This window comes from Bacillus sp. FSL R5-0431 (genome assembly GCF_038002985.1).
GTDB lineage: Bacteria > Bacillota > Bacilli > Bacillales > Bacillaceae > Bacillus.
Genome location: NZ_JBBOOG010000001.1, coordinates 2,469,879 through 2,489,648 on the forward strand (window position 1 = coordinate 2,469,879; position 19,770 = coordinate 2,489,648).

At 39.5% G+C, this 19,770-nt stretch carries 38 protein-coding genes; all 38 read right to left on the bottom strand.

Annotated elements, in window-relative coordinates; all coding sequences use genetic code 11:
- On the bottom strand, window positions 1–315 hold the full coding sequence (locus MKZ03_RS12600; protein ID WP_341032626.1) for a phage head closure protein: 315 nt from the start codon (window positions 313–315) through the stop codon (window positions 1–3).
- Window positions 305–607, bottom strand: a complete 303-nt coding sequence (locus tag MKZ03_RS12605) for a head-tail connector protein (protein ID WP_341032000.1) — start codon at window positions 605–607, stop codon at window positions 305–307. Before MKZ03_RS12605 ends, MKZ03_RS12600 begins: the two co-directional genes overlap by 11 nt.
- Window positions 608–618: 11 nt before the next feature.
- Complete coding sequence (locus MKZ03_RS12610) at window positions 619–1,026, bottom strand: collagen-like triple helix repeat-containing protein (RefSeq protein WP_341032001.1); 408 nt, start codon at window positions 1,024–1,026, stop codon at window positions 619–621.
- 26 nt (window positions 1,027–1,052) lie between these two features.
- On the bottom strand, window positions 1,053–2,348 hold the full coding sequence (locus MKZ03_RS12615; RefSeq protein ID WP_341032003.1) for a phage major capsid protein: 1,296 nt from the start codon (window positions 2,346–2,348) through the stop codon (window positions 1,053–1,055).
- Window positions 2,349–2,387: 39 nt separating this feature from the next.
- On the bottom strand, window positions 2,388–3,011 hold the full coding sequence (locus MKZ03_RS12620) for an HK97 family phage prohead protease (protein ID WP_341032005.1): 624 nt from the start codon (window positions 3,009–3,011) through the stop codon (window positions 2,388–2,390).
- A complete protein-coding gene (locus tag MKZ03_RS12625) occupies window positions 2,974–4,254 on the bottom strand; it encodes a phage portal protein (protein ID WP_341032007.1) in 1,281 nt (426 codons plus the stop codon). The genes MKZ03_RS12620 and MKZ03_RS12625 overlap by 38 nt, the downstream gene beginning before the upstream one ends.
- 183 nt (window positions 4,255–4,437) lie before the next feature.
- The gene (locus tag MKZ03_RS12630; protein WP_341032627.1) at window positions 4,438–6,129 is read right to left on the bottom strand and encodes a terminase large subunit; all 1,692 of its coding nucleotides are present in this window, start codon (window positions 6,127–6,129) and stop codon (window positions 4,438–4,440) included.
- Window positions 6,130–6,143: 14 nt separating this feature from the next.
- Window positions 6,144–6,659, bottom strand: coding sequence for a phage terminase small subunit P27 family (locus tag MKZ03_RS12635; protein WP_341032009.1), 516 nt, complete (start codon window positions 6,657–6,659; stop codon window positions 6,144–6,146).
- Window positions 6,660–6,886: 227 nt separating this feature from the next.
- Window positions 6,887–7,252: an HNH endonuclease gene (locus MKZ03_RS12640; protein WP_137055699.1), complete on the bottom strand. Its 366-nt coding sequence runs from the start codon at window positions 7,250–7,252 to the stop codon at window positions 6,887–6,889.
- Window positions 7,242–7,598 (bottom strand): hypothetical protein, encoded by a 357-nt coding sequence (locus MKZ03_RS12645; protein ID WP_137055700.1) that lies wholly within the window; start codon window positions 7,596–7,598, stop codon window positions 7,242–7,244. The genes MKZ03_RS12640 and MKZ03_RS12645 overlap by 11 nt, the downstream gene beginning before the upstream one ends.
- Before the next feature lie 40 nt (window positions 7,599–7,638).
- Window positions 7,639–7,953, bottom strand: coding sequence for a transglycosylase (locus MKZ03_RS12650; protein ID WP_106035266.1), 315 nt, complete (start codon window positions 7,951–7,953; stop codon window positions 7,639–7,641).
- Window positions 7,950–8,285, bottom strand: coding sequence for a hypothetical protein (locus tag MKZ03_RS12655; RefSeq protein WP_341032013.1), 336 nt, complete (start codon window positions 8,283–8,285; stop codon window positions 7,950–7,952). The genes MKZ03_RS12650 and MKZ03_RS12655 overlap by 4 nt, the downstream gene beginning before the upstream one ends.
- Window positions 8,282–8,581, bottom strand: coding sequence for a hypothetical protein (locus tag MKZ03_RS12660; protein ID WP_341032014.1), 300 nt, complete (start codon window positions 8,579–8,581; stop codon window positions 8,282–8,284). The genes MKZ03_RS12655 and MKZ03_RS12660 overlap by 4 nt, the downstream gene beginning before the upstream one ends.
- 71 nt (window positions 8,582–8,652) lie before the next feature.
- Window positions 8,653–8,892, bottom strand: coding sequence for a hypothetical protein (locus MKZ03_RS12665; protein ID WP_106035263.1), 240 nt, complete (start codon window positions 8,890–8,892; stop codon window positions 8,653–8,655).
- A gap of 154 nt (window positions 8,893–9,046) precedes the next feature.
- Window positions 9,047–9,460: a DUF2513 domain-containing protein gene (locus MKZ03_RS12670; protein WP_341032018.1), complete on the bottom strand. Its 414-nt coding sequence runs from the start codon at window positions 9,458–9,460 to the stop codon at window positions 9,047–9,049.
- Between the two features lie 57 nt (window positions 9,461–9,517).
- A complete protein-coding gene (locus MKZ03_RS12675) occupies window positions 9,518–9,889 on the bottom strand; it encodes a hypothetical protein (RefSeq protein ID WP_341032019.1) in 372 nt (123 codons plus the stop codon).
- Window positions 9,890–10,130: 241 nt separating this feature from the next.
- Window positions 10,131–10,673 carry a site-specific integrase gene (locus MKZ03_RS12680; RefSeq protein ID WP_060596944.1) on the bottom strand — a complete coding sequence of 181 codons (543 nt, stop codon included), beginning with the start codon at window positions 10,671–10,673 and terminating at the stop codon, window positions 10,131–10,133.
- The gene (locus MKZ03_RS12685) at window positions 10,670–11,119 is read right to left on the bottom strand and encodes an ArpU family phage packaging/lysis transcriptional regulator (protein WP_339205834.1); all 450 of its coding nucleotides are present in this window, start codon (window positions 11,117–11,119) and stop codon (window positions 10,670–10,672) included. The genes MKZ03_RS12680 and MKZ03_RS12685 overlap by 4 nt, the downstream gene beginning before the upstream one ends.
- Before the next feature lie 13 nt (window positions 11,120–11,132).
- The gene (locus MKZ03_RS12690) at window positions 11,133–11,255 is read right to left on the bottom strand and encodes a hypothetical protein (protein ID WP_260852372.1); all 123 of its coding nucleotides are present in this window, start codon (window positions 11,253–11,255) and stop codon (window positions 11,133–11,135) included.
- A 222-nt stretch (window positions 11,256–11,477) separates the two neighbouring features.
- Window positions 11,478–11,660, bottom strand: a complete 183-nt coding sequence (locus MKZ03_RS12695) for a hypothetical protein (RefSeq protein WP_341032024.1) — start codon at window positions 11,658–11,660, stop codon at window positions 11,478–11,480.
- 11 nt (window positions 11,661–11,671) lie between these two features.
- Window positions 11,672–12,070 (bottom strand): hypothetical protein, encoded by a 399-nt coding sequence (locus MKZ03_RS12700; protein WP_341032026.1) that lies wholly within the window; start codon window positions 12,068–12,070, stop codon window positions 11,672–11,674.
- Window positions 12,067–12,477, bottom strand: coding sequence for a hypothetical protein (locus tag MKZ03_RS12705; RefSeq protein WP_341032028.1), 411 nt, complete (start codon window positions 12,475–12,477; stop codon window positions 12,067–12,069). Before MKZ03_RS12705 ends, MKZ03_RS12700 begins: the two co-directional genes overlap by 4 nt.
- Complete coding sequence (locus tag MKZ03_RS12710) at window positions 12,474–12,671, bottom strand: hypothetical protein (protein ID WP_144521593.1); 198 nt, start codon at window positions 12,669–12,671, stop codon at window positions 12,474–12,476. The genes MKZ03_RS12705 and MKZ03_RS12710 overlap by 4 nt, the downstream gene beginning before the upstream one ends.
- Before the next feature lies 1 nt (window position 12,672).
- Complete coding sequence (locus tag MKZ03_RS12715; RefSeq protein WP_341032030.1) at window positions 12,673–13,047, bottom strand: hypothetical protein; 375 nt, start codon at window positions 13,045–13,047, stop codon at window positions 12,673–12,675.
- Entirely contained in the window at window positions 13,044–13,436 is a 393-nt protein-coding gene (locus tag MKZ03_RS12720) for a hypothetical protein (protein ID WP_341032033.1), read from the bottom strand. The genes MKZ03_RS12715 and MKZ03_RS12720 overlap by 4 nt, the downstream gene beginning before the upstream one ends.
- Window positions 13,433–13,609, bottom strand: a complete 177-nt coding sequence (locus MKZ03_RS12725; RefSeq protein ID WP_341032035.1) for a hypothetical protein — start codon at window positions 13,607–13,609, stop codon at window positions 13,433–13,435. The genes MKZ03_RS12720 and MKZ03_RS12725 overlap by 4 nt, the downstream gene beginning before the upstream one ends.
- A complete protein-coding gene (locus MKZ03_RS12730) occupies window positions 13,593–13,979 on the bottom strand; it encodes a hypothetical protein (RefSeq protein ID WP_341032037.1) in 387 nt (128 codons plus the stop codon). The genes MKZ03_RS12725 and MKZ03_RS12730 overlap by 17 nt, the downstream gene beginning before the upstream one ends.
- Window positions 13,980–13,992: 13 nt before the next feature.
- Window positions 13,993–14,733: a hypothetical protein gene (locus MKZ03_RS12735; protein WP_341032039.1), complete on the bottom strand. Its 741-nt coding sequence runs from the start codon at window positions 14,731–14,733 to the stop codon at window positions 13,993–13,995.
- A gap of 28 nt (window positions 14,734–14,761) precedes the next feature.
- Window positions 14,762–16,021: a DNA cytosine methyltransferase gene (locus MKZ03_RS12740; protein WP_341032041.1), complete on the bottom strand. Its 1,260-nt coding sequence runs from the start codon at window positions 16,019–16,021 to the stop codon at window positions 14,762–14,764.
- Window positions 16,018–16,266, bottom strand: a complete 249-nt coding sequence (locus tag MKZ03_RS12745) for a hypothetical protein (RefSeq protein WP_341032043.1) — start codon at window positions 16,264–16,266, stop codon at window positions 16,018–16,020. The genes MKZ03_RS12740 and MKZ03_RS12745 overlap by 4 nt, the downstream gene beginning before the upstream one ends.
- Before the next feature lie 34 nt (window positions 16,267–16,300).
- A complete protein-coding gene (locus MKZ03_RS12750) occupies window positions 16,301–16,510 on the bottom strand; it encodes an XtrA/YqaO family protein (RefSeq protein ID WP_017358222.1) in 210 nt (69 codons plus the stop codon).
- A gap of 65 nt (window positions 16,511–16,575) precedes the next feature.
- Window positions 16,576–16,749, bottom strand: a complete 174-nt coding sequence (locus MKZ03_RS12755) for a hypothetical protein (RefSeq protein ID WP_334750015.1) — start codon at window positions 16,747–16,749, stop codon at window positions 16,576–16,578.
- 13 nt (window positions 16,750–16,762) lie between these two features.
- Entirely contained in the window at window positions 16,763–16,897 is a 135-nt protein-coding gene (locus MKZ03_RS12760) for a BH0509 family protein (protein ID WP_341032046.1), read from the bottom strand.
- A gap of 108 nt (window positions 16,898–17,005) precedes the next feature.
- Window positions 17,006–17,533 carry a hypothetical protein gene (locus MKZ03_RS12765; protein WP_341032048.1) on the bottom strand — a complete coding sequence of 176 codons (528 nt, stop codon included), beginning with the start codon at window positions 17,531–17,533 and terminating at the stop codon, window positions 17,006–17,008.
- The gene (locus MKZ03_RS12770) at window positions 17,530–17,685 is read right to left on the bottom strand and encodes a DUF6906 family protein (RefSeq protein WP_341032050.1); all 156 of its coding nucleotides are present in this window, start codon (window positions 17,683–17,685) and stop codon (window positions 17,530–17,532) included. Before MKZ03_RS12770 ends, MKZ03_RS12765 begins: the two co-directional genes overlap by 4 nt.
- 83 nt (window positions 17,686–17,768) lie before the next feature.
- Window positions 17,769–18,635 (bottom strand): ATP-binding protein, encoded by an 867-nt coding sequence (locus MKZ03_RS12775; protein ID WP_341032052.1) that lies wholly within the window; start codon window positions 18,633–18,635, stop codon window positions 17,769–17,771.
- Window positions 18,574–19,434, bottom strand: coding sequence for a phage replisome organizer N-terminal domain-containing protein (locus MKZ03_RS12780; RefSeq protein WP_341032055.1), 861 nt, complete (start codon window positions 19,432–19,434; stop codon window positions 18,574–18,576). The genes MKZ03_RS12775 and MKZ03_RS12780 overlap by 62 nt, the downstream gene beginning before the upstream one ends.
- An 80-nt stretch (window positions 19,435–19,514) precedes the next feature.
- Window positions 19,515–19,667 carry a hypothetical protein gene (locus MKZ03_RS12785; protein ID WP_216927461.1) on the bottom strand — a complete coding sequence of 51 codons (153 nt, stop codon included), beginning with the start codon at window positions 19,665–19,667 and terminating at the stop codon, window positions 19,515–19,517.
- Between the last annotated feature and the right edge of the window lie 103 nt (window positions 19,668–19,770).

Genomic DNA, 19,770 nt, shown 5'->3' on the forward strand with positions numbered 1-19,770 from the left:
CTACTTCACCACCTTTGCCCTAACTGTGAGGAAATGAAGCCTTGAATAATTGGGTGTTATAGACTCAATTTCGTAAACTTTTCCTTTGAATAAGAGCCTCATATGTTCGTCAATGTCTTCCCGGTGCCGAATGGTGAACTTGATTGTATGTTCTTTTTGGATAGCAGCTGCAGCATAATATTCAGCCCCTTTTAAACCCTCTGCTTTAGCCCAGCACTCAACCACAGTTTCCCAACCGTTGTCACCATCAACAGGTAAACGAGTCTTTTCTTTTTTCTGTTGAAACTGGATGCGGTGTCTCATGTCATTCAGCATCTTTTTCACCGTCCACAACCAAATATTTGAGTTGATTGACCATTGTTGTGAGCACCCCGTCAAGATTTGATGTCGTGCCGGATATTTGCCTATTCTCATACCAGTGAGTTGTAAATGACATGACTGCCAACTCTACTTGCGCTAAATTGTTAGGGAATTTTAAACCCGTTGCATTCGTGATGTACTCTTTTGCTGCAGCGATGAAATGTAAAATCAAATCATCCTCCGCATCACCATCAATGCGGAGGTATTTTTTCGCTTTTTCAAGCTCTTTTTGTTCTGCCTCAGTCATTTGGCATCACCTTATTCAGATTTTGGTTTTTCTAAAACTTCGACTCTAGTTTGTAATTCGGTAATCAATTCTTTTACAGCTGAATTGAGATTCTCCCACATAACACTGCCAGTGCCTAATGTACGAGAGTTAACAGATTTATCTGCTAGGTGTTTATTTGTAACTGCGCCTTCCTCAATTACAGCTGCATCACCCTTATCACCTTTCGGCCCCTGCTCTCCCGGATCACCTTTTTCTCCTTTTGGACCTTGAGGACCAGTATCACCTTTTGGTCCTTTTTCACCCTGCATCCCTTGAATAAAGAGAGGGTTTTCTTCGCTGTTTCCTTTTAAATAAACAGGTGTGATAGGTTTACCGTCTGCGCCCTCCTCTGCAGATGTGTATACGCCATTACTTTCAAACAAATAATCTTTAGCCATGATAGATCAATTCCTTTCAATTTTTTTTATTTTCCAGCGTCTACGGACTTATCTTCAGAAGGTGTTTCAACTGCTGCTTCTTCACCTACAACTAAATCAGTAACAATTACTGCGGCTTCTGGATCAACTACTTTTCCGTCAAATCGTTCAATACCTCTGAAATATGTTTGATCTGTTAGGAATGCATCTGAGCCGATGTCAGTTGATTTGATCTCGAATTTTTGACGATCAAACATAAAGTATGCATTTTTAAAATCACCGAATAGAATATGCGTTTTTTGTTTATCGTCTGTTACAATCTCGTCATACACTTCAACAGGTCTTCCGAATAAAAGGAAGCTATCCTCATTGCGTGGGTCCTCGGCTAAAATCCCGCGGCCGTTTTTATCTTCAATGTTTGCTAATGTTTCAAATGCCTCTGTATTCATCACCCATTTTGCATTTTTTCGATAGCCTCTTTTGATTTGGTTTTTAACTTTTCTCAAAAACTTAATTGTAATTAGAGAAGGAGCTTTGAGAGATTTATATTTTTTACTTGTTATAATCCCCTCTACATTGTTTTCTCCGCCTTTTCCATAGAAGACTTCATCATTTTCAGTTACAGTTGCAGATTCAGAGAGCCATTCTACAATCTCCCTCACAAAATTAATGAAAGAATCATTCAATAATTCGTTTGGGATAGGCAAAAAGCCAGCAAATTTTTTGACGTTGTATGTGATTTGGTCGAACTCCATATTTTTGAGTTCTTTGATCGCTTCTTTTTCAGCAATGTTATATAACTTTCCTGCAGCACCCTTTCTTACTGGATAGCTACCTGCTGGTGCCGTCTTTGGTACAACCCGTACCAAGTTACGAACAGAATTTAATTCTTGAATAGACTTAATAATCTGTTTCGAAATATCATCCGGTACTGTGTATCCGCCATCCTTATCACTGCTAGATGAAAGCTGTCTATTTTCTTTTAAAACTTCCTGCAGCATTTTTCTTTCTTCGTTACCTAATTCATCATCACGACCAGTCAAGACCTTGAACCATGCATTTCTATATTCTTGCGTTCCTGTTAAGCTGCGTTCTTCGTCAGAAGAATCAGATTCAGGATCTCTTTTCTGTTCCGGGACATAATGTCGGTCTTCAATTTCTGGTGCATCGAGTTCTCTTTCCTCAGACATCATTTCAATTCTTTTTTGCAGTGCCTTTGCATCATCAAGCATAGAGCGTGCTTCTTCATCTTTTCCTTCACTTATTAAATTCCTAGCTTCTTGCTTTTTCTGTGTGAACTGCTGGCGCAATTGACGTTCCTCTTTACTCATCATTACTGGCATAGATTTTCCTCCTTGATTTTGAGCATAAAAAAAGACCCACTATATAGTCAGGTCTAGTAAGTCTAGTTCCAGCTCAATCCTCTTATTTGATGTGTTTTTTTGTCTTTTTAAAACTTCTACTTTTTCTAGACTTCTTTCTCCTACAACAGCTTCCGTGTCGCTGTATGCAGGAGTTGTGACAAGTGAAATATCAAAAATGCGATTGATTCGATTGATTCGGCGCTCATATAACTTTTCTTCTTCATTTCTTGTCCATTCATCAGGTTCTTCATCACCTGAATGATCAAGGGAAAACGAAAAAGAACATTGATTGATTACGCCTGCTCTCAAATTCTTCATCAAATCTTGTCCGTAAGTGGTGTCTGTTGGCTCAAATCTAAATTTCAGCCCTATTGCATCAACAGTTAATTGAAGACTACCAGCGCCCGTTGAAACAGTATTTCTTGCTAATGGATAATCAATTTTATGATTAAATAAAGCAATTACATTGGACATGTCTGCTTCGTCCAGCGCTCCACGGCTGATGATTTCCTTAAACCACCCAAGCCGCTCAGACCATTTTTCAAATTTAAGGGCATAACCCTCTACATATTCACCTTTGGTTTCATCATCAAGTGTCCTAACTTCAATTTCCGTCGTTAGCTGTCTGATTTCCTTTGGCATTATTCGGATCACCTCCTTTATGGCCTGCTTTAGCCATCTGATATTGATCTAACATATCTAAGAAAGTGTAATTAAGTGAAACTAGGTGTCTGTCCCCATCAGGAATAGCATTCTTTGACTCAAGAGCACGAATTTCATTTATATTCATAGCTCCTATTCGTTCCATAATTTCATAGAATTCAGCTCTTGATTTTGAATCACCGCGCAATTCACTATTAACATTAAATTGAACATATAGCCCTTGCCTTATTTCATCATCAGTAAACAGCTTTGTATTGATTTCTTGTTCAAAGGAAACGATCCACGGCTGTAAAGTGTTCTTCACATATTCTATAGATTGATGTTCGATATTACTGAATGTAGCGCGGTCCAATTCATTTATCTTATGAAGAGGCACCTTGAATATGGAAGCGATTTGAGCCTTATTGAATTTCATAGACTCTACAAATTCGGCATCTTTTAGAGGCATTGAAATAGATTGATAATCAAGTCCAGCATCAACAATCGCAATACTTTCACCCGCATTTACTCTCTGCCATTCTTTTCTTGCAACCTCTTTTGCCTCTGGTTGTAACAGGGTTGGGATTTTCAAAATACCTCTTGGTGTTGCATCATTTTTGTACAATTTTGCGTTAAACTTTGTTGCAGCAGATTGAGCACCAATATGTTCCCTTGCCACCTGAATTGGACTGAGGCCTACTATTCCATCTTCCGTCATCCCTTTAAAGTGCAGAACTTCTTCCGCATACAATTCAGCTCGTTTGTTATTGATGATTGTTTCGTACCACAATATACCTGTATTTGGATCGAGATACGGATTTGTATTCGCCGGATTAAGAGGGTTTAATGTTTTGATATCTCCTGTTTTATCTGAAAGAATCAAAGAATATGCATTTCCCCACGTACAAGCATGCGTCATCATTAATTTTTTCCAAGTAAAAGCTGTCATATATTGATTGGGTTTTAAATAGAGCAATTTAAAAACAGGATGGTCACGCTCTCCTGAAATATTCTCTCCCAGCCTCCTAAACATATGGACAGATAGTTTTGCTATATCATCTGACAAAACATTGATACAAGAAAAAACGTCAGGATGTTTTAATGAGGTCGATTCACTCACTTTCTCTCCGCTTGCTGTTTTACCACCACCGAAAATATCAAACACCCATTGCGGGACCTGTGACATTCCCCAGCCGCTGTCTGAATCTGCTGATCTTTTAGAGAACATACCTTCTAATAACAATTAATCACCTCCTTCGGCTCATTAAAATTGCTGTAAATATAAAAAAACCACCAGTCACTAAAAGACCGATGATTTCGTGTATTTTATAAGCTGCTATTGTAATAAAGATTGCCCCGGCAAAAAATACTAGGTCATTTAATATTGAGAATAGAAAAATCATAATTTTTTTTATGGTATTTTTCATTAGAATGAAAAGCCCCCTGACAAAATATACTCATTCAAATCTAAATGATCATCATTTTGACTAGCTCTCACATGAGCGTTTATGAGTGCAGCTGCTGGGTCAATACGTTGTGTCGATTTTGATTTATCAAGCATGATGTTCTCCTGCGCATCAATCTTTGTCACAGCGTTCCCCATCGCCCACGTTAATAGATCATTGTTGTCATGAATTAATTTTCGCGCCTTAGCTTTCTCACGTAAATCCTTGGTCGGCTCGGATAATGTTTGCACCCCTTGCCTGATCTCGATCATGACATATCCATCAGCTTCCATCTGTTGCGCAAACTGCGTTGCGTTATATGGATCATATCCAATCTCTTTGATTTTCCAACCTTGATCCTTTTCCATTCTTTTAATGTACGCACGGATATAATCATAATCAACGACAGCTCCATCAGTTAGAGTTAGCCAACCTTTTTTGACCCATAGATCATATGGTACCTTGTCAGTTTTCATCCTCTCATGAAACGTATCTTCTGGCATGAAGCCGTGTGCTGTAACATAATACATCCCATTTTCGAGTGGAAATTCAAAACTGGCCGCTGTTAAATCAATACGTTTTGATAGGTCAATCCCTGCATAACATTCCTTACCATTTAAATCTGGTATACCTTCACTCAACCCGCAATCAGACCATGCTTGCATATCCATATATCCGTTTGATCGCATGTTCACCCAAATATCCATATTTTTGGTGAGGAAATCACGCATTTTTTCCGGTACATTCAAAGCCATTTCCAAACGCCGTCTTAAATAATTTATGCCAAACTCGTGTTTTGCAAGTATCGGATTTGCTTTTTCCCATTTACTCTCGTCTTTAATATCATCATCTTCATCTAACTCATTAATCATTGCAAAGTAATGGTCATTTTTCTCTACCATATTTGGATCTAAAAGACGAGAAGCAAAATTGTACTCGACACGGTAAGCAGGATTATTCAATTCAGGTCCAGCAGTCGTGATAATTACCATTAAAGGTTGTGATCTTGCTCCCATACCCGATTCAATAACATCATATATTTCTGATGTTGGATGAGCATGATATTCATCAATAATTCCACATTGAGGGTTAAATCCATCTCCGGTTTTCCCGGCATCTTTTGCAAGTGGTGTGATAATTGATTTTGTTTTAATATGTTCAATTGTCCCATATGCTACCTTATATTTTTTTGATGGTTTATTGAGAAGGTCGCTACCCTCAATTTGAGCATTTATTTCTTTCCAGCAAATCTTAGCCTGCTCTTTTTTGGTTGCACCTATATAAACCTCCGACATACTTTCTCCAAGCGCCATTGCTTCATATGACCCAACAGTTGCTAAGCTTTGAGTCTTTGCATTTTTACGGCCAACTTGCCAATACACAGTTGTAAAACGGCGAATATCGGTATCTTTGTGGACCCATCCATAGACATTGCCAAAAATGAAAATCTGAATAGGATCAGGATCAATATTTTCACCTGCTAATGGTCCTTTGGTATGTTTAAATTGAGTCATCCAAAAAAGAAATCTGCGGGCCTTTTCTTCATCGAATACATATGGAAACTCTTCTTTTCCTTCTCGTTCAACATCATTCAAAAAACGCTGACAGGCCCAAATGTGTTTTTGACAAGCTACAATTTTCCCTTGTAGAACATCATTTGAGTAATCAATCATAAACTGCTTAATTGTCACACGTTATCAAACTCCTTTTCAGCAGCCGTTTTTTCCCGAATCTCCTGTGTTTTGGTGATCGCTAGTTTTGCGCGGGCTGATGGAGTAAGACCAAAATCATTTGCAGCTGACTTCATTTGATCAAAGAAGTTCTTTTGTCTTTTCAATAATGGATGTTCTTGTCCAACCAATTCAATTGGTTTTCCGTCTTCATCAAATCCATCTTTTTGTAGCATGAGTCCATCTTCTTCTATCACTTTAGTTATTAAAATGTATTGTGAATAGGCATTACAATAGGCGGCCAACATGCTGATGTCTGCCTCCGTTATAATGTCCACTTCCTTTAATAGCTCGGCGATCCGTTTGAATTCCTTTTTAGCAACCTTATCTAACCAGGATGGAGGTTTGATATTGTTTGATCGCATTTTCATTTTCTGTTCTTGGTCGGCGCGCATCGCTAGTTCATCTGTGTTCTTCTTATTTGGATTGCCCTGTATTAGTTGAAGCGTTGCGGATTTTGCAGGTCTCGGCATATTTTTCACCTCATTCCGTTTCGATTTTTTTAAATTTATGCTTGTTTTTGATCAAATTCGTGATATGATCGAATTAACAGCAAAACCAGTCGTACCAAGCCCTCTCGGCATTTTCGCCGAGGGGGTTTTCTGTTTTTCGGAAACTTTGAAAAGCGGTGTTTGTTTGCAGACGACGGCTCACCGATCTTCACAAAGCCGTTTTCTAGGTATTTAATGCCGGGGGGTACCTATGACCCTCGCTTGCCATGCACCTTGTTGTGACAGCTGTTACACAGGCTTTCGAGGTTGTTTAAGTCTAATCGCTTGCCCCAATCTTGTTTAAGTTCAATCTTGTGATGAACCATGTCAGCAGGCACGACACGATCTTGTTTTAAACAGCTTTGACAAAGGTAATTGTCTCTCATCAGAACAAGTTGTCTTGTCTGTTTCCATTCTCTTGATTTATAAAAACTTGTTGATTGTTTATCTCGAACATGATTGTTGTAATACTTCGCTTCCTGCTGCTTACCATCAGCATGAGTAGGACAATAACCATCCCTTGTTAACTCTCTGCACCCTCGCACCTTACACTCCCTCAATGGTTTAGGTGGCATTGGATTCACCAGCTTTCCTCTCATCTATCATCGCAAACAAAACAAAGGCATGAAGATGCCCTACTTTCTGTACAGCATAAAATTCCCTGTGCTGCCTTTGATATGATGCTAGATAGGATCGCGCTGCTTCATAGGACAGAGTCTGGCTGACATATAGAAGGCTGTCTATAGCTTGCCTATCCCTCACACCATAAGACCCAAGCATCCCTAACCCCCTGACGATCTCCCCATCTGCCCATATGCATCCCCTTTTATTAAGGGCTTTAAGACCGTTATACAATTGGTCTGTCCTTATTGCGTGTCCAATTGCTGTGTTGATGATTAGTTCCCTGAGTGAGTTGTCCACGTTGTGTCCCTCCCCAAAATAAAAAGCACCCCGAAGGATGCTATGAATTATTCAATCTCTGTTTCGCTTCATCAATTAGAGGAAGCATAAGACGTTTGACACTTTCATGTAGCTGCGTATACTTTTCAAAACGTCGTTGTGCGCTTCTATGTGTCGTTGCTTGTTCATAAAAACTGCGCGCCTTTCTCAATTCTCGTAATTTCTGACGGATGACTTTATTTGTAGCAGAAACAACATTCGAGTTTCCACAATGAGGACAGGAGAAGAATTGAATTACAATTCCTTTCGCTTCTTTTATCTCTCTCACTTCCACAGCATAATATGTTTGGCATTTCTCGCACAGAACATCATTCATTTCATATTACCTTTTTGGAGAGGGAGTCCAAAGGTTCCAAAAATTTCAGCCATTGTTGCTTGTTCAATCCCCGTATCAATTTTACGTTCTTCGTAAGGAACATATTTTCCATCTACCGTCATTTCCCCAACTTTTTTCATTTGTTGTTCAAAACTCGCCGCAATCCCCTTTTCATCTAATAGGGCTGACTTGTCTATTTCAATAACTTCCAAACTCGTTCCCCTATCAAGAATCATAATGCCACTCTGCGCTGCTTTCCTTGCTTCTTCTCTAAGGTTCTCCTTTGCATCCTGATCTAGTAGACAATCCGTTTTAAGAACTAAAATTTTCATCTGATTTCCTCCTCATTGATATGAATTACTTCAATAGCATTCTCCTTTAACCATTGAAATTCACAGCAGTTGATTATTGGATTTCGATAATAGCCCGGCAGTAAAATTAAAACTGTTTCGCTAGGATTTACCCCGTCTAGCATTGCCGGGTTCCTTGAAACAAATTGCGGATATTTATATTGTGGGAATTTCTTTTTCAAATCTTGCCATAGCGTTCTTGCCTGACAAGTGTTTGTTCCTACTATGAAAGTAGTTGTACGTTGTTTTGAACAGCCTTTTAAGATTAAGAGTTCCAATGCTCTTCCTCCATATAAAAAAGCACCTATCACACAGACAGGTGCTTTTCAGTCTTAATTATTGTTGTAGTTCAAGAAATAATGTCTTGCTGCATCTTCACTATACGTTCTTGCGCATCTTTGAAAGACATATCCTCAGCATCATAGAATGTATACTCTGATTTAATCCTGTTGCCCTTGTGTTTAATTTCAGCATGTACAACGACATAAGGAACTCGTTTAACAGTTTTAATATGGTTCGTTTCTTGAGAAAAAGATTCTTCTATCTCTTGTAGAAATCGCTCCATAGACATTACAGTAAGTTCAGCCACAACCGACACCTCCATATAAAAAAGCGACCTCCGCAATGGAAGCCGCTCTCAATTTATCACCTAATACCATCATAACCGCTCTCAGACAAAATGCTTTGCCAAGATCGTGCCAAAAGTGTGCCATTTTTACAATGCTAAAAAATAGATAGAAAGTTCATTTTAATCCTAATTTTTGTTTCACCCATTCCTTAGTCATATCTGCGCCTACACTAGAAAGCACCATAAGAGGAATAGCACTAATTTGTTCACCAAATTTCTCTTTTAATTTTGCATATACAGTTTCATTCCTCAAACTATCTAAGAAATCATGACCTTCATGAGTCAAGCTTCTTGCGTACCAGCGGAAATAAGCAGGCTCTCTTTGAGCGTCTTTTCCTTCTATTAGGCCTGCCTGAGACAGCAACTTCACTTGGTAACTAACTTCTTCAAGAGTTTTCCCATCAACCTCAATAATTCGCCACTGCAAAGGGTTTGTATCTTCTTCTAAATAAAGTAATATTTTACGAATTAAATCCATGTCTCTTTTTATCGTAATCATCCCTTCTTCATCTGCATTATTTTCCGACAAAAAAGCGACCTCCACAAACGGAAGCCGCTCTTAAATTAATTACCTTTTGTGATAGCTTTAATCATTTGCCATACCCTCCTTCATCTTTTGTAACATCTTTTCAGTATCTTTATCGGTTCTTTTATTCAACCATTTAAGTAATGCTTTTGGAGCATGGCTGTGATCCATCGGTTGAGACCACTCATCTTCAAAGCGGGTTTTCAGTTCACCAAAAGTCATTTCACTAACATGCTCTAAGGAAACATTGAATTTTGTGCTAATTAATTTGTTCACAAGTTGGTCAGTTGAGCCGACTTTTTCAGACAACAGAAAATTTGAATGAACATCGTTATCCTCTTTCTTTCCACCAATACGATTTACATATTCATCATAACGTTCTCTTATAAACTCAAGGATTTCATCCGATGGCGTGACATGCTTTTTAATCATTAAACCCGCTCCTAACGAACTGTAATTATATTCTAATTATATCACCATCACCTTTGTTTATCCACATTATCCACCAATTCACCATATCTAATATTGTGTCTAACTCAGGGAATCGCTGAATCCTTTGCCCCTCTTGCTTTTAAGCCATTTCCTTAAAATGAGTTGGACATTTTCTCATTATGGTTAGTTGATGCAAAAGAGCGCAAAAAAAAAGACCCATCTGCCATTTAAACAGATGAGCCTATAAGCCAAAGTCGTCCATTGTTCTATCCATTGTGTCTTGTGTGATCCCGATATATCTCAATGTAATATCTGGGCTTGAGTGGTTGAATATTTCTTGCAGCAAGGCCACATCCTTGAACTTCTTATAATGCCAGTATCCAAATGTTTTCCTTAATGTATGTGTACCTATGCTATCAAGCCCGACATACTCCGCTGCCTCTCTCAAAATGTTGTATGCACTGCTACGGCTGATTGGTTTGTTGAGTCCTTCTCTACTTTTAAAAAGATACTCTTGATCATCTTTGTCTTTAATATATTGATCTATCGCTTTTCGAAGCGTCTTGTTTATTTTGATTCTTTTCTCTTTACCTGTTTTTTGTTCTCTAAGGGATACGTACTGTTTTCTCACGTTCTTCACCCTTAATTCCAGCAGATCGGATATGCGCAAGCCCAGATTGATTCCCGCCACAAACAGCAGCAGGTTTCGTTTGTTTCTCTCACCTAAATACTTCTTTATATAATGGATCTGATCAAGGTCCCTTATCGGCTGAACAAAATTCATGATTTATCCCCCTGCTTGTACACTTCTTCTCTCAAAGCAAAGGCCAGTCTATAATATGCTTTATTTTTAACACGATAATAATTCCTTTGGCTGAGGCCCATTTCAGCGTAAATCTCGTAATCATACATTTCTTCATCCTGCATATAGAGCATAACTAAAATACGGCGCTCTTTTTGCGTAAGACGATTAATACCCTTTTCAATTCGCTTCATATATTTTTCACGCTCAATCTCCCACTCCATCTTTTTAATAGCTGCATCCTCGGTCGATGAATGAAACTGATTGGAAAAGCTAGGCGGCGTAATGGTATATGTTGTTGTGATCTTTGGAAGAAAGTCTTCTGGCGTTTGCAACCTAAGCATTTTATATTTTCCCATCATCTTTTCCATTTTGAATCTTGTTTTTTCCTCGTCGATCTGCGGAATGTCTAAGCTTGTTTGATTCATGATAATTCCCCCTTTATTTTCTGCGCATTGCCCCGCCTTTGGCTCGTTTGAGTCTTTGCATGTTTTGCCCCATAAGCTCACGTATCTCTCTTTCTGTAAGCTCCTGCGGTCGTTTCTTCGGCTTTTCCTTCTTCATGGACGCTCCTTTCCGACAAAAAGAAAACGGACACCAACCAGCACCCTTAAAAGGTGTTGATCAGTGTCCGCAGGCTCTCCGTCTTGGACTTATTTAGTTGTATCTATGAAAATATGTTCCCAATCATCATCACTCTCGTCATAATTGCTTTGTATGAAAAAATAACAATCTATTTTGTCTTTAGACTCAAACAATGTTTCATCTGTTCTTTTGTCATACACTCTATACTGATTCATTACATATCTTCACCCATTCTTTGAGTTTTTCATAATCGGCTCGGCTGATATTAACATCAGCAACCCCGCAATATGCACAATGGACCTCGCCCGGATGCTCTAATGTTTCAAGATATGTCCACTCTTCACAATCTTCACAGTAGTAACTGTGCAATTCTTCTGCTGTCATTCCGCTACCTCCTAATTTAATACGCCGCTTTCATCTTCAAAAATCCAATCCATATCAACATCTTCGATTGGTGGCATGTCTCCTAATTTTTCAATAGCAATTTTTTTCATCTTTTCGAGTTGTTTGTCATAATCTTTTGTTTTCACAATTTTCACTAGTGATTCTCCGACCTTATAGAGCCAAGAAATGGCACCTTCTTTTGTTACTGTTTCTGTCATAATCCCTAAACTCATTGGTATTTCAACGATCTGTAAACCGGATGTAACCTCAGTAATATTGATATGCCCATCCATCGGAATGGCGCAAAATCTATATTCATCAACCCTGACCTCATGGCCGACCATTGGTTTCCAAACCTTTTCTGTAGCTAAATAAAAGCGTTGAGGTTGTTCGTTAACTGTTATTTTCATTTCCTCACCTCAAAAGCTGGCGTATAAATGTAGCCCTTAACGCCTGTCCAATTGCTGTTCTTGTATATCGTCATCTTGATACGGTGCGTGCCAGCAGTATGATTTACTGTGTAAAATTCCTTTGCTGGCGTGGCGTTTTTAAACGATCCAACAAGACTAAAACGCTGATCTTTCCATTTGCCGCTCACCTTCTTTTGAAGCGTGAAGCGGTAGTATACTGTTTCATTGCCTGTTTTGCGTGCTGCCACATCAATGCTTTTAGCACGTGGTGTGTATGAATTGGCATCCGTTGATACGCTGACTGTATGCCCTCCAATTGTTTTATATCCGCTCGTTACAGCAGCAGCAGACGGCGCACAAAGCACCGCAGCCACAATGATAGATAGTGTGATTAGTAGTTTTTTCATTTGAAAACCTCCCCATGAAATGTATTTCTCTTTTTGACTTCAAAAATAATAGGTAAACCGTCATCAAAATGTGTGCAGTTCCCAAATTGAGCAATCAATGCTTCTTCCATCTCGCTTTCTGTTGGATAATGGTCCCATTCGCCACAATCTATCGTTTCTAAAACTTCTAAAGTAAAAACTGATTTTAATTTCATCTTATTCACCCTCCGTTTTCAATTTAAAGCCAGCTGTCAAAGCGTCTTGATAAACTAGGCTTGCACTCAATGCGTGGTGATTTCTGGCATCTGCACTACTGCTCCAGCCATCATAAAAACCCGCCATCGCTTCATATTTTTGTGATATATGGTGATCATAACGAGCTTGAAAAGCCTGTTCTTGTTCCTGTAGCAACTGAATGGCCGTTTCAAGGTATGTCGCAAGATCCAGCGTTTCTTCAAGTCCATGCTGCAACCACCCTTTTAGATCATAGGAGGAGGTTTTGACATAAGCCCCGTACTTTTGAAGGCCTTTTTCCTGCTGCTTATGCAATTTCTCTATGACTGAATATACAATTGGGTTATTTTCGTTCATTGTGCTTCCTCCTTCAACTGTGGAAAAATGTCGATCTCTACACGTTGCTCATACGTCCAATAGGATGTTGCATAATCACCTCTGAAAGCATGACTTAAGACTTCTTGAATTTTTTCAACGACTTCTTTTGTAAAACAATCGTCGGCACGCTCAGCCCAGCCTTCATACATTTCTTCATGCTCAGCCTCTATATATCTATCAATCATGGCATTTGCGCTTGGTTCCCAACGTCTTCTTTTAATCAGGAACCAGTTACCTTCAGGAGAGGTTTCACCGTCTCTAATCTCATCAATAAGCTCGGCTACCATGTAAATATCATGCGTTTCTTCGTTACCAACTTCGATATGATGTGGTAAATTTGATAGTTTTAATGGTTTATTTAATTTCATCGTGCTTCCTCCTTTAGTGAATCCGTATCAACGTTTAAGACCTGTAGCATCCAAAGAAGAGTAGCCATGCAGGCAACTGCTTCTTTATCCGCTCCGTTCGATTTCACGCCTCTTTCTCCAAAGTCGTTCATTCGTTCTATGATTTGCTGCTGTTGTTTATTGTTGAGTTTCATTACCGTTCCCCTTCCAGTGAGGATAATCTTCAAAATCCCCTATATGCTCATCATGTGATGCCGCATACTCCTGCTTTGTCATATCCCAGCAGTCTTTACACATGCTTGAGCCGATATCACCCATAAAAGGAGAAGGACGTACTTTGTTTGAAAGCTCATCGCAGTAATCGCATATCCCGCCATTATGAAAATTGACTTTAATTTTTTTTAGTTGTTCTTCCGATATTTCAACTTGTCCGATTGGTTCCTGACAAAAGATATGCGTTTCTACTAATTCAGGCACACCGCTAAACGCTTTATGCTGACTCTTTTCGCCCGCTCCAAGATCAATAACGAGTCTGTCGTCAATCAAATATAGTGAGTAGTTCATCTTAAGTTCCCCCTTACCCGAAAGTCGCTTCCGGCTCTTCATCTGGTGTCACTTCATCCTCTTCCCACTCAATATCAAGATCGAGTTTCACGTTGTTTTGACTTAATCTCATTAGCAAGATTTCAAAGTCATTTAGATGTCTCAGCGACTTCAATTCTTTGTTTGATCTATATTGAAGATCCCATTGCTCCTCTCTTTTATAGAGAGAAATTGGCACCTCAAAATTCATTTTTTCATCATGCTCACATTCAAAGAAAATTGTAGCGTGTTCAAAGATGCTCCATGATCTGTCCTCATTCCGTTCCACTTCAACTCTAACCTCAACCGCCTCATACTCTGGTCCATCATCAAATTCAACTTCAAGCCCGTCAGTTTCTACTTTCTTCGCTACATACTCTTTCCATTTCTCAAAGAGATCGGATAGTTTCATTGTTTTCTCTTTTTCCTCGATCATTAAATTCTTGAAGTTTTCAAGCAGTGTACGGTTATCAAATGACGCTTCTTTTATCGTTTCGACTAGCACATGATCCAGCTTGGTAATGTATTCTGAGTAATCGTAAGTTTCAAGGTAAGGAACAATGACACTTTTCAACTTGTTTTCAATGACTTTTCTTGCTTCTCCACCATATGAAGCAAACAGGTCTTCAAGCGCTTTTGAAACGCCTTGTTTCAATTGCTCTGCGATCAGATTTTCAACGATTCCGTTTTCTAATTGTTGTGCTATAACATCTTTAATATTTTTTTCAAGGTTCATTATTTTTTCCTCCTAAGCCGCTAGGCTGTTAGTTTGCTTTGCTATAATATTTGTTCATATGTTCAGGTACGCACATCTCAGGGAGGTTAGCCCGCACCAGCTGCTCTGCGAATTGGGGTGGAACACTATTCCCCACCCTGCGTATTTGGTCCGATTTATTACCGATGTTAAATTTATATCCAGGCGGGAACCCCTGCCCTGCAAATAGTTCGTTTGGCTGCAACATACGCAATCCGATGTCTGCGATCCTCTGACCATTTGTGCAAACAGTTGTTAAGGCAAAACGGTCTTTGGTTGTAATCGTATGCAATGGCTCGTCTAGTCGCTGTCCTACGCCTTGACCGTAATACTTTGTCAGAAAGGCTACGGTTACTAATCCGAATCTATTCCCGCCAGCGGTGATTGTGTGTAATGGTCGATCAAGCGAAAGACCTCTTACCTCTTTATCTGACTGTTCAGTGTAATAGCTGATCAAGAATGCCGCTTTACTCTTATCCGGCACCATTACAGGACTTGGATTGTTTACGATGAATTTATCAATACCTCTTTTGATTCGTTTCATCGTATTTTCAACAAGAGGCCGTTTTCTGCTGAATATACTAGGGACCCCTATGGACCAATCTATAATTTCGTAAGACGCTCGCCACGGCTTGAGCTTTCCCGTTTGAACAAGAAGGCTTTTAGGATCTCCATGCGTCGGCTTCGGCCATACGATTTCTTTCCCATCACATCTTGCAACCATGAAGAATCTTTTTCGTATAGTTGGCGCTCCATAATCACAAGCTGTCAATTCTCTAAATTGCACTTCATATCCAAGTGACTCAAGGGTTTTAACGAATGATTGAAACGTCTGTCCCTTTTGCTCTTTAATCGGTTTACCTTCTTTAGAGATAGGCCCCCAATCTTTAAACTCCTCAACGTTCTCAAGCATGATGACACGCGGTTTTACTGCTATCGCCCATCTGACAGCGATCCACGCAAGCCCTCTGATACTCTGTTTTACAGGTTTTCCGCCTTTGGCTTTTGAATGGTGTGTACAGTCAGGCGAAAACCATGCTAGACCGACTTTTCTATCCTTGACTGCTTGTTTAGGATCAACATCCCACACAGATTCACAATAATGTTCCGTGTCAGGATGGTTCACCTCGTGCATTGCAATGGCAGCAGGATCATGATTGATAGCTATATCAACTGATAAGCCTGTCGCAAGCTCAATGCCTGTGCTTGCTCCGCCGCCTCCTGCGAAGTTGTCTACAATGATTTCTCTAAATAGATCAATCTGTTTCATTGCATCAACCCAGCAATCGTTATAATCCCCATGAAAAACAGCAATGTGAAGATGACAGGTCCGTTTGACTCACGCTTTGCCATGATGACATTGCCCTCAATGACCAAGTCAGGGCAGTAGTCAGCAAGCACTGGTACAAAAAATGTGGGTACACCTAGAAATGTAGCTGCATCATCTATTGTCATCGCTTTGTTTTTGCAGGCTTTGACCGCCTGTGAAAGCTCGATATGTTTAGGTAAATTCATGGTATTTCCTCCCCCGCAGGGGATGAACCCCTGCTTATTTATTAAATTTGAATCCGTAGTCAAAACGTATTCGATCTAATTTGCCTTTAATGGTTTCAATTATCGTGTGTCCGTGCTCTGGTGCTTCTGTTATATGAGCCGTGTTGTTAATACCGTCTAGGACAATCACTTGAATTTTCCCCGGTTCAACATCAGCTGTAAAAAGGTCGTTTTTTTCTAATGTGATTCGTTGTGGTTCATTCACTTTGATCACTCCATGTGATATAATTAAGATTCATGGGCTTAATTACTCACATTTTGATGTGAATTCTACCGCTGAGACTCGACGGATTGATCTGTGCGCTGCCAACGCCAGTCTTTACGTTTGAGTCTCTTTTTATATGGTTTTGGTGGGTGCTGCTGCCTATAAGCTGCTAGTTCATCCTCTGACATAACCCACGCTTTCACTGGACCTGCTTTGTATGGATTGGCTACTGTTTCCAAAGTGTTCACCTCCTTATTCGTCACGCTGCGGAACGTTGAGATTATAGATTCTTTCTAGTTCTTCGTCTGATAGTTTTTCGCAATATTCGCGACCTACATTTGAAAGACTCAACCACTCGATCATTAACGCTCTATCATCACTGGTCATCACTTGATACCTCCCCTCTTTTTGAGGTGGCGCACGGCTGCTGTCTTGATCCGTTTTGGACAATCTTCATATCTCGCAATCACTTCCAGCTGGCGTGCTGTCGCTTTTTCAAATGGCAACAGGATGCTTTTTCTTTTCATGCTTGTACTCCTTTCCTAGCGCGCCGCCTTTACGTGGTTCGATCTTGCCTAACTCGGCTTGATCTATAATCAGCAACAGGATGTCATCGACATTGCGGGCTAAACGATTGGCCATATGTCTGATCGGCTCATGATCCTGCCACATTTGTCTAAATAAAATGATGTCTTTCTCATCCCATATGAAATCACTGTGCGGACAAGCGTAGTAAACCGGTTGTTGTTCAAACAGCTTGCGTAGATCTCTTTTTTTGTAGCTCATTGCGCTTTTTTTGATATACATAGGCTCGTTTGCGCCGACACCGTTCGGTCGCTCCTTGATCTTTCCTCTTTTTGAAAAATCAATCATCAGCAGCAACACTTCTTCTGATGGTCGGTTAAATAACTCCGCCATCTCTTCGATCGACCTACCTTCGTACCAGTAATCCAAAAACCGTTTAAGACCTACGATCGTCCATTCAAAATTGACATGTTCCAAAATGATTCTAGTGACACTCATTTCATAATTTCCTTTCTGCGGCCGACCTCTTTATGTACAACGTGCACAGATGTCGTCAAATTCTTTTCTACGAGCCAATAAAGTGGATTCAACCCATTTACTACTAAAATCTTTCTTTCGGCTCTTGTGGGCTTTCTACCACCTTTTTTCATGAGCGTTCCTCCTTGTGTTTTTAATAAGCTATTAAACTAGCAATTTCGAACAATGTTGAATTGTAGATGGGCATGGTTTTCTCCTAAAATGGCAATTCTTCGTCACGCTTATCAAAAGTATCCCTAAACAAAATGTATTTAGACCTTTTCGTCATGCGTGATACAAGTTTGGTGTCGTACATTTGTTTTAATTTGTCCCCAGTTAAATTGGATGTGTAAATCGTTGCTTTATCCTGTCTAGCTGATGTGACTGCATAAAGTATCTTGTGTATAAAGTTGGTGGCTTCACTTTTTGAATGTTCAGATCCCGTCTCAGCCCCTACGTCATCAATCACCAGATAATCCACTTCACCTATAAGACCTGTTACATAACCTTGGGTGAATTTACTTTCTTTGTTGTGGAAAGAGTCTTGAATGGCAAAAGCAGCATCAGCAAGGTTTACAAATAAGCATGATTTCCCCATATCTTCTGGGTTGTCAGGGTCAGGCGGTACATTGAGTGCTTTAAGTGCTGCATAAGCTAGATGACTTTTCCCTACTCCGGGATGACCCTGCAGAAAGATATTAAACACTTTGCCTTGTTTTAAATATCCAACAAGATCCATCATGAGGCGTTTATTTGCCGTTTCCTCTGGCTCAGTTACTTTGTAATTATCAAACGTCGCTTTCGCAATGGTCCTGTCTCGGAAAATGCTGCGCTTCTCCAGCATGTTGAAATTCTTTGTACGCTGGCTAAACTCGATTTGACTCTCCAATTCTTTTTGTATCTTCTTCTCATCTGCCTCCAGCTCACATCTTGGACAGATTACTTTGCCATTGAGAATCATCATACGAACAGGCTTGATGACATCCTCGTTCCCTCTTGTGTATGTGTGTTTCTCACAAAAATCAGAATGGAATGTCATTCTTGCGTTTAAGGCCTCCGCCGCCACTGATTTGATGCTCTGCACGCTTTAACACCCCCGCACCTTCATTCAGATATCCTTCAAACTTCGTTCCAAACAATGTCGTTGGCTGCAAGTATTTATTCATTTTGTCGTCTTTAAGCCATTGATTAGTTTTTGTCAGGATCACTGTTTTAAAGTCTTCAAATCTGAATCCATCATTCCAGCGTGCTTTAATTAATCTTTGTGTAGCAGCAGATGTATGTCTGAATGACTTCCCTGTTACTTTGTTCAAAAGATCAACAATCAGCTTGAATGGAATTTCAGATTCTTGAGTTTCAGGATTAACAGTCGGGTTGCCCGACAATATATCTTTTAATTCTTTATCTTTATCTAATTCTTTATCTATATCTGTTGCGTTACTCTGCGTTACTGTAATGTTATCTGTAACGTTACACGGTTTTGTTAGTTGCAAAGCTCTTTGTTTGTCCCTGTGTTTAGAGACTCTTTTTCTGTTTTGTTCTCTAATTTTTTCAAGGGCATCTAAATTCTGATGTTTCTCCCAATTACATATACTGATATAATTCTGTTCATTAATTTCTATCATCCCGAATTTCCTGAAAGTGTCTAAAGCCATTCGTACAATTCCTAGTGGCCTTCCAAAGATATGCGCTAACATTTCGTCTGTGTAAGGCACATTTTCACTTAGATAAATAAAACCAGATGCGTTAGTTTTTCCTGCTTGAGCAAGTAACTTAACCCATATAATCAACAGAGTGTCAGATTCAGGCATTTGTTCAATGAGTTTGATTTTTTCATCATCGAACATCTGGGTGCTTAGTTTCACCCATTTGACTTCCCCCATCTTTAAAAGCCTCCTAATGTTTTTCATGAATAGTTTTTCTTATTAAAGCTTGTCCTCTAAAAAAAGGTGAAACAAAAGTTTCAAGCCTCTTTATTTTTTTTGTTTTTCTCTTTTTTTACTGGTGTGTAATAAGGCGCCACCGCCTCAGTAAAAAGTTTTTCTCTGTCTTCTGTGCCAAAGAAAACCTCTCCAAGAAATAAGTTGCTTTTTTTCTTTTTCTTTTTTTGAGCCACAAGATCACCTCGGAATATAATATGTTTTAGGGACAGTAGGACTACCCACCAAAAAACACATTGATGATTTTTTCTGATTCAAATCTCATCTTGAGCTGTACCT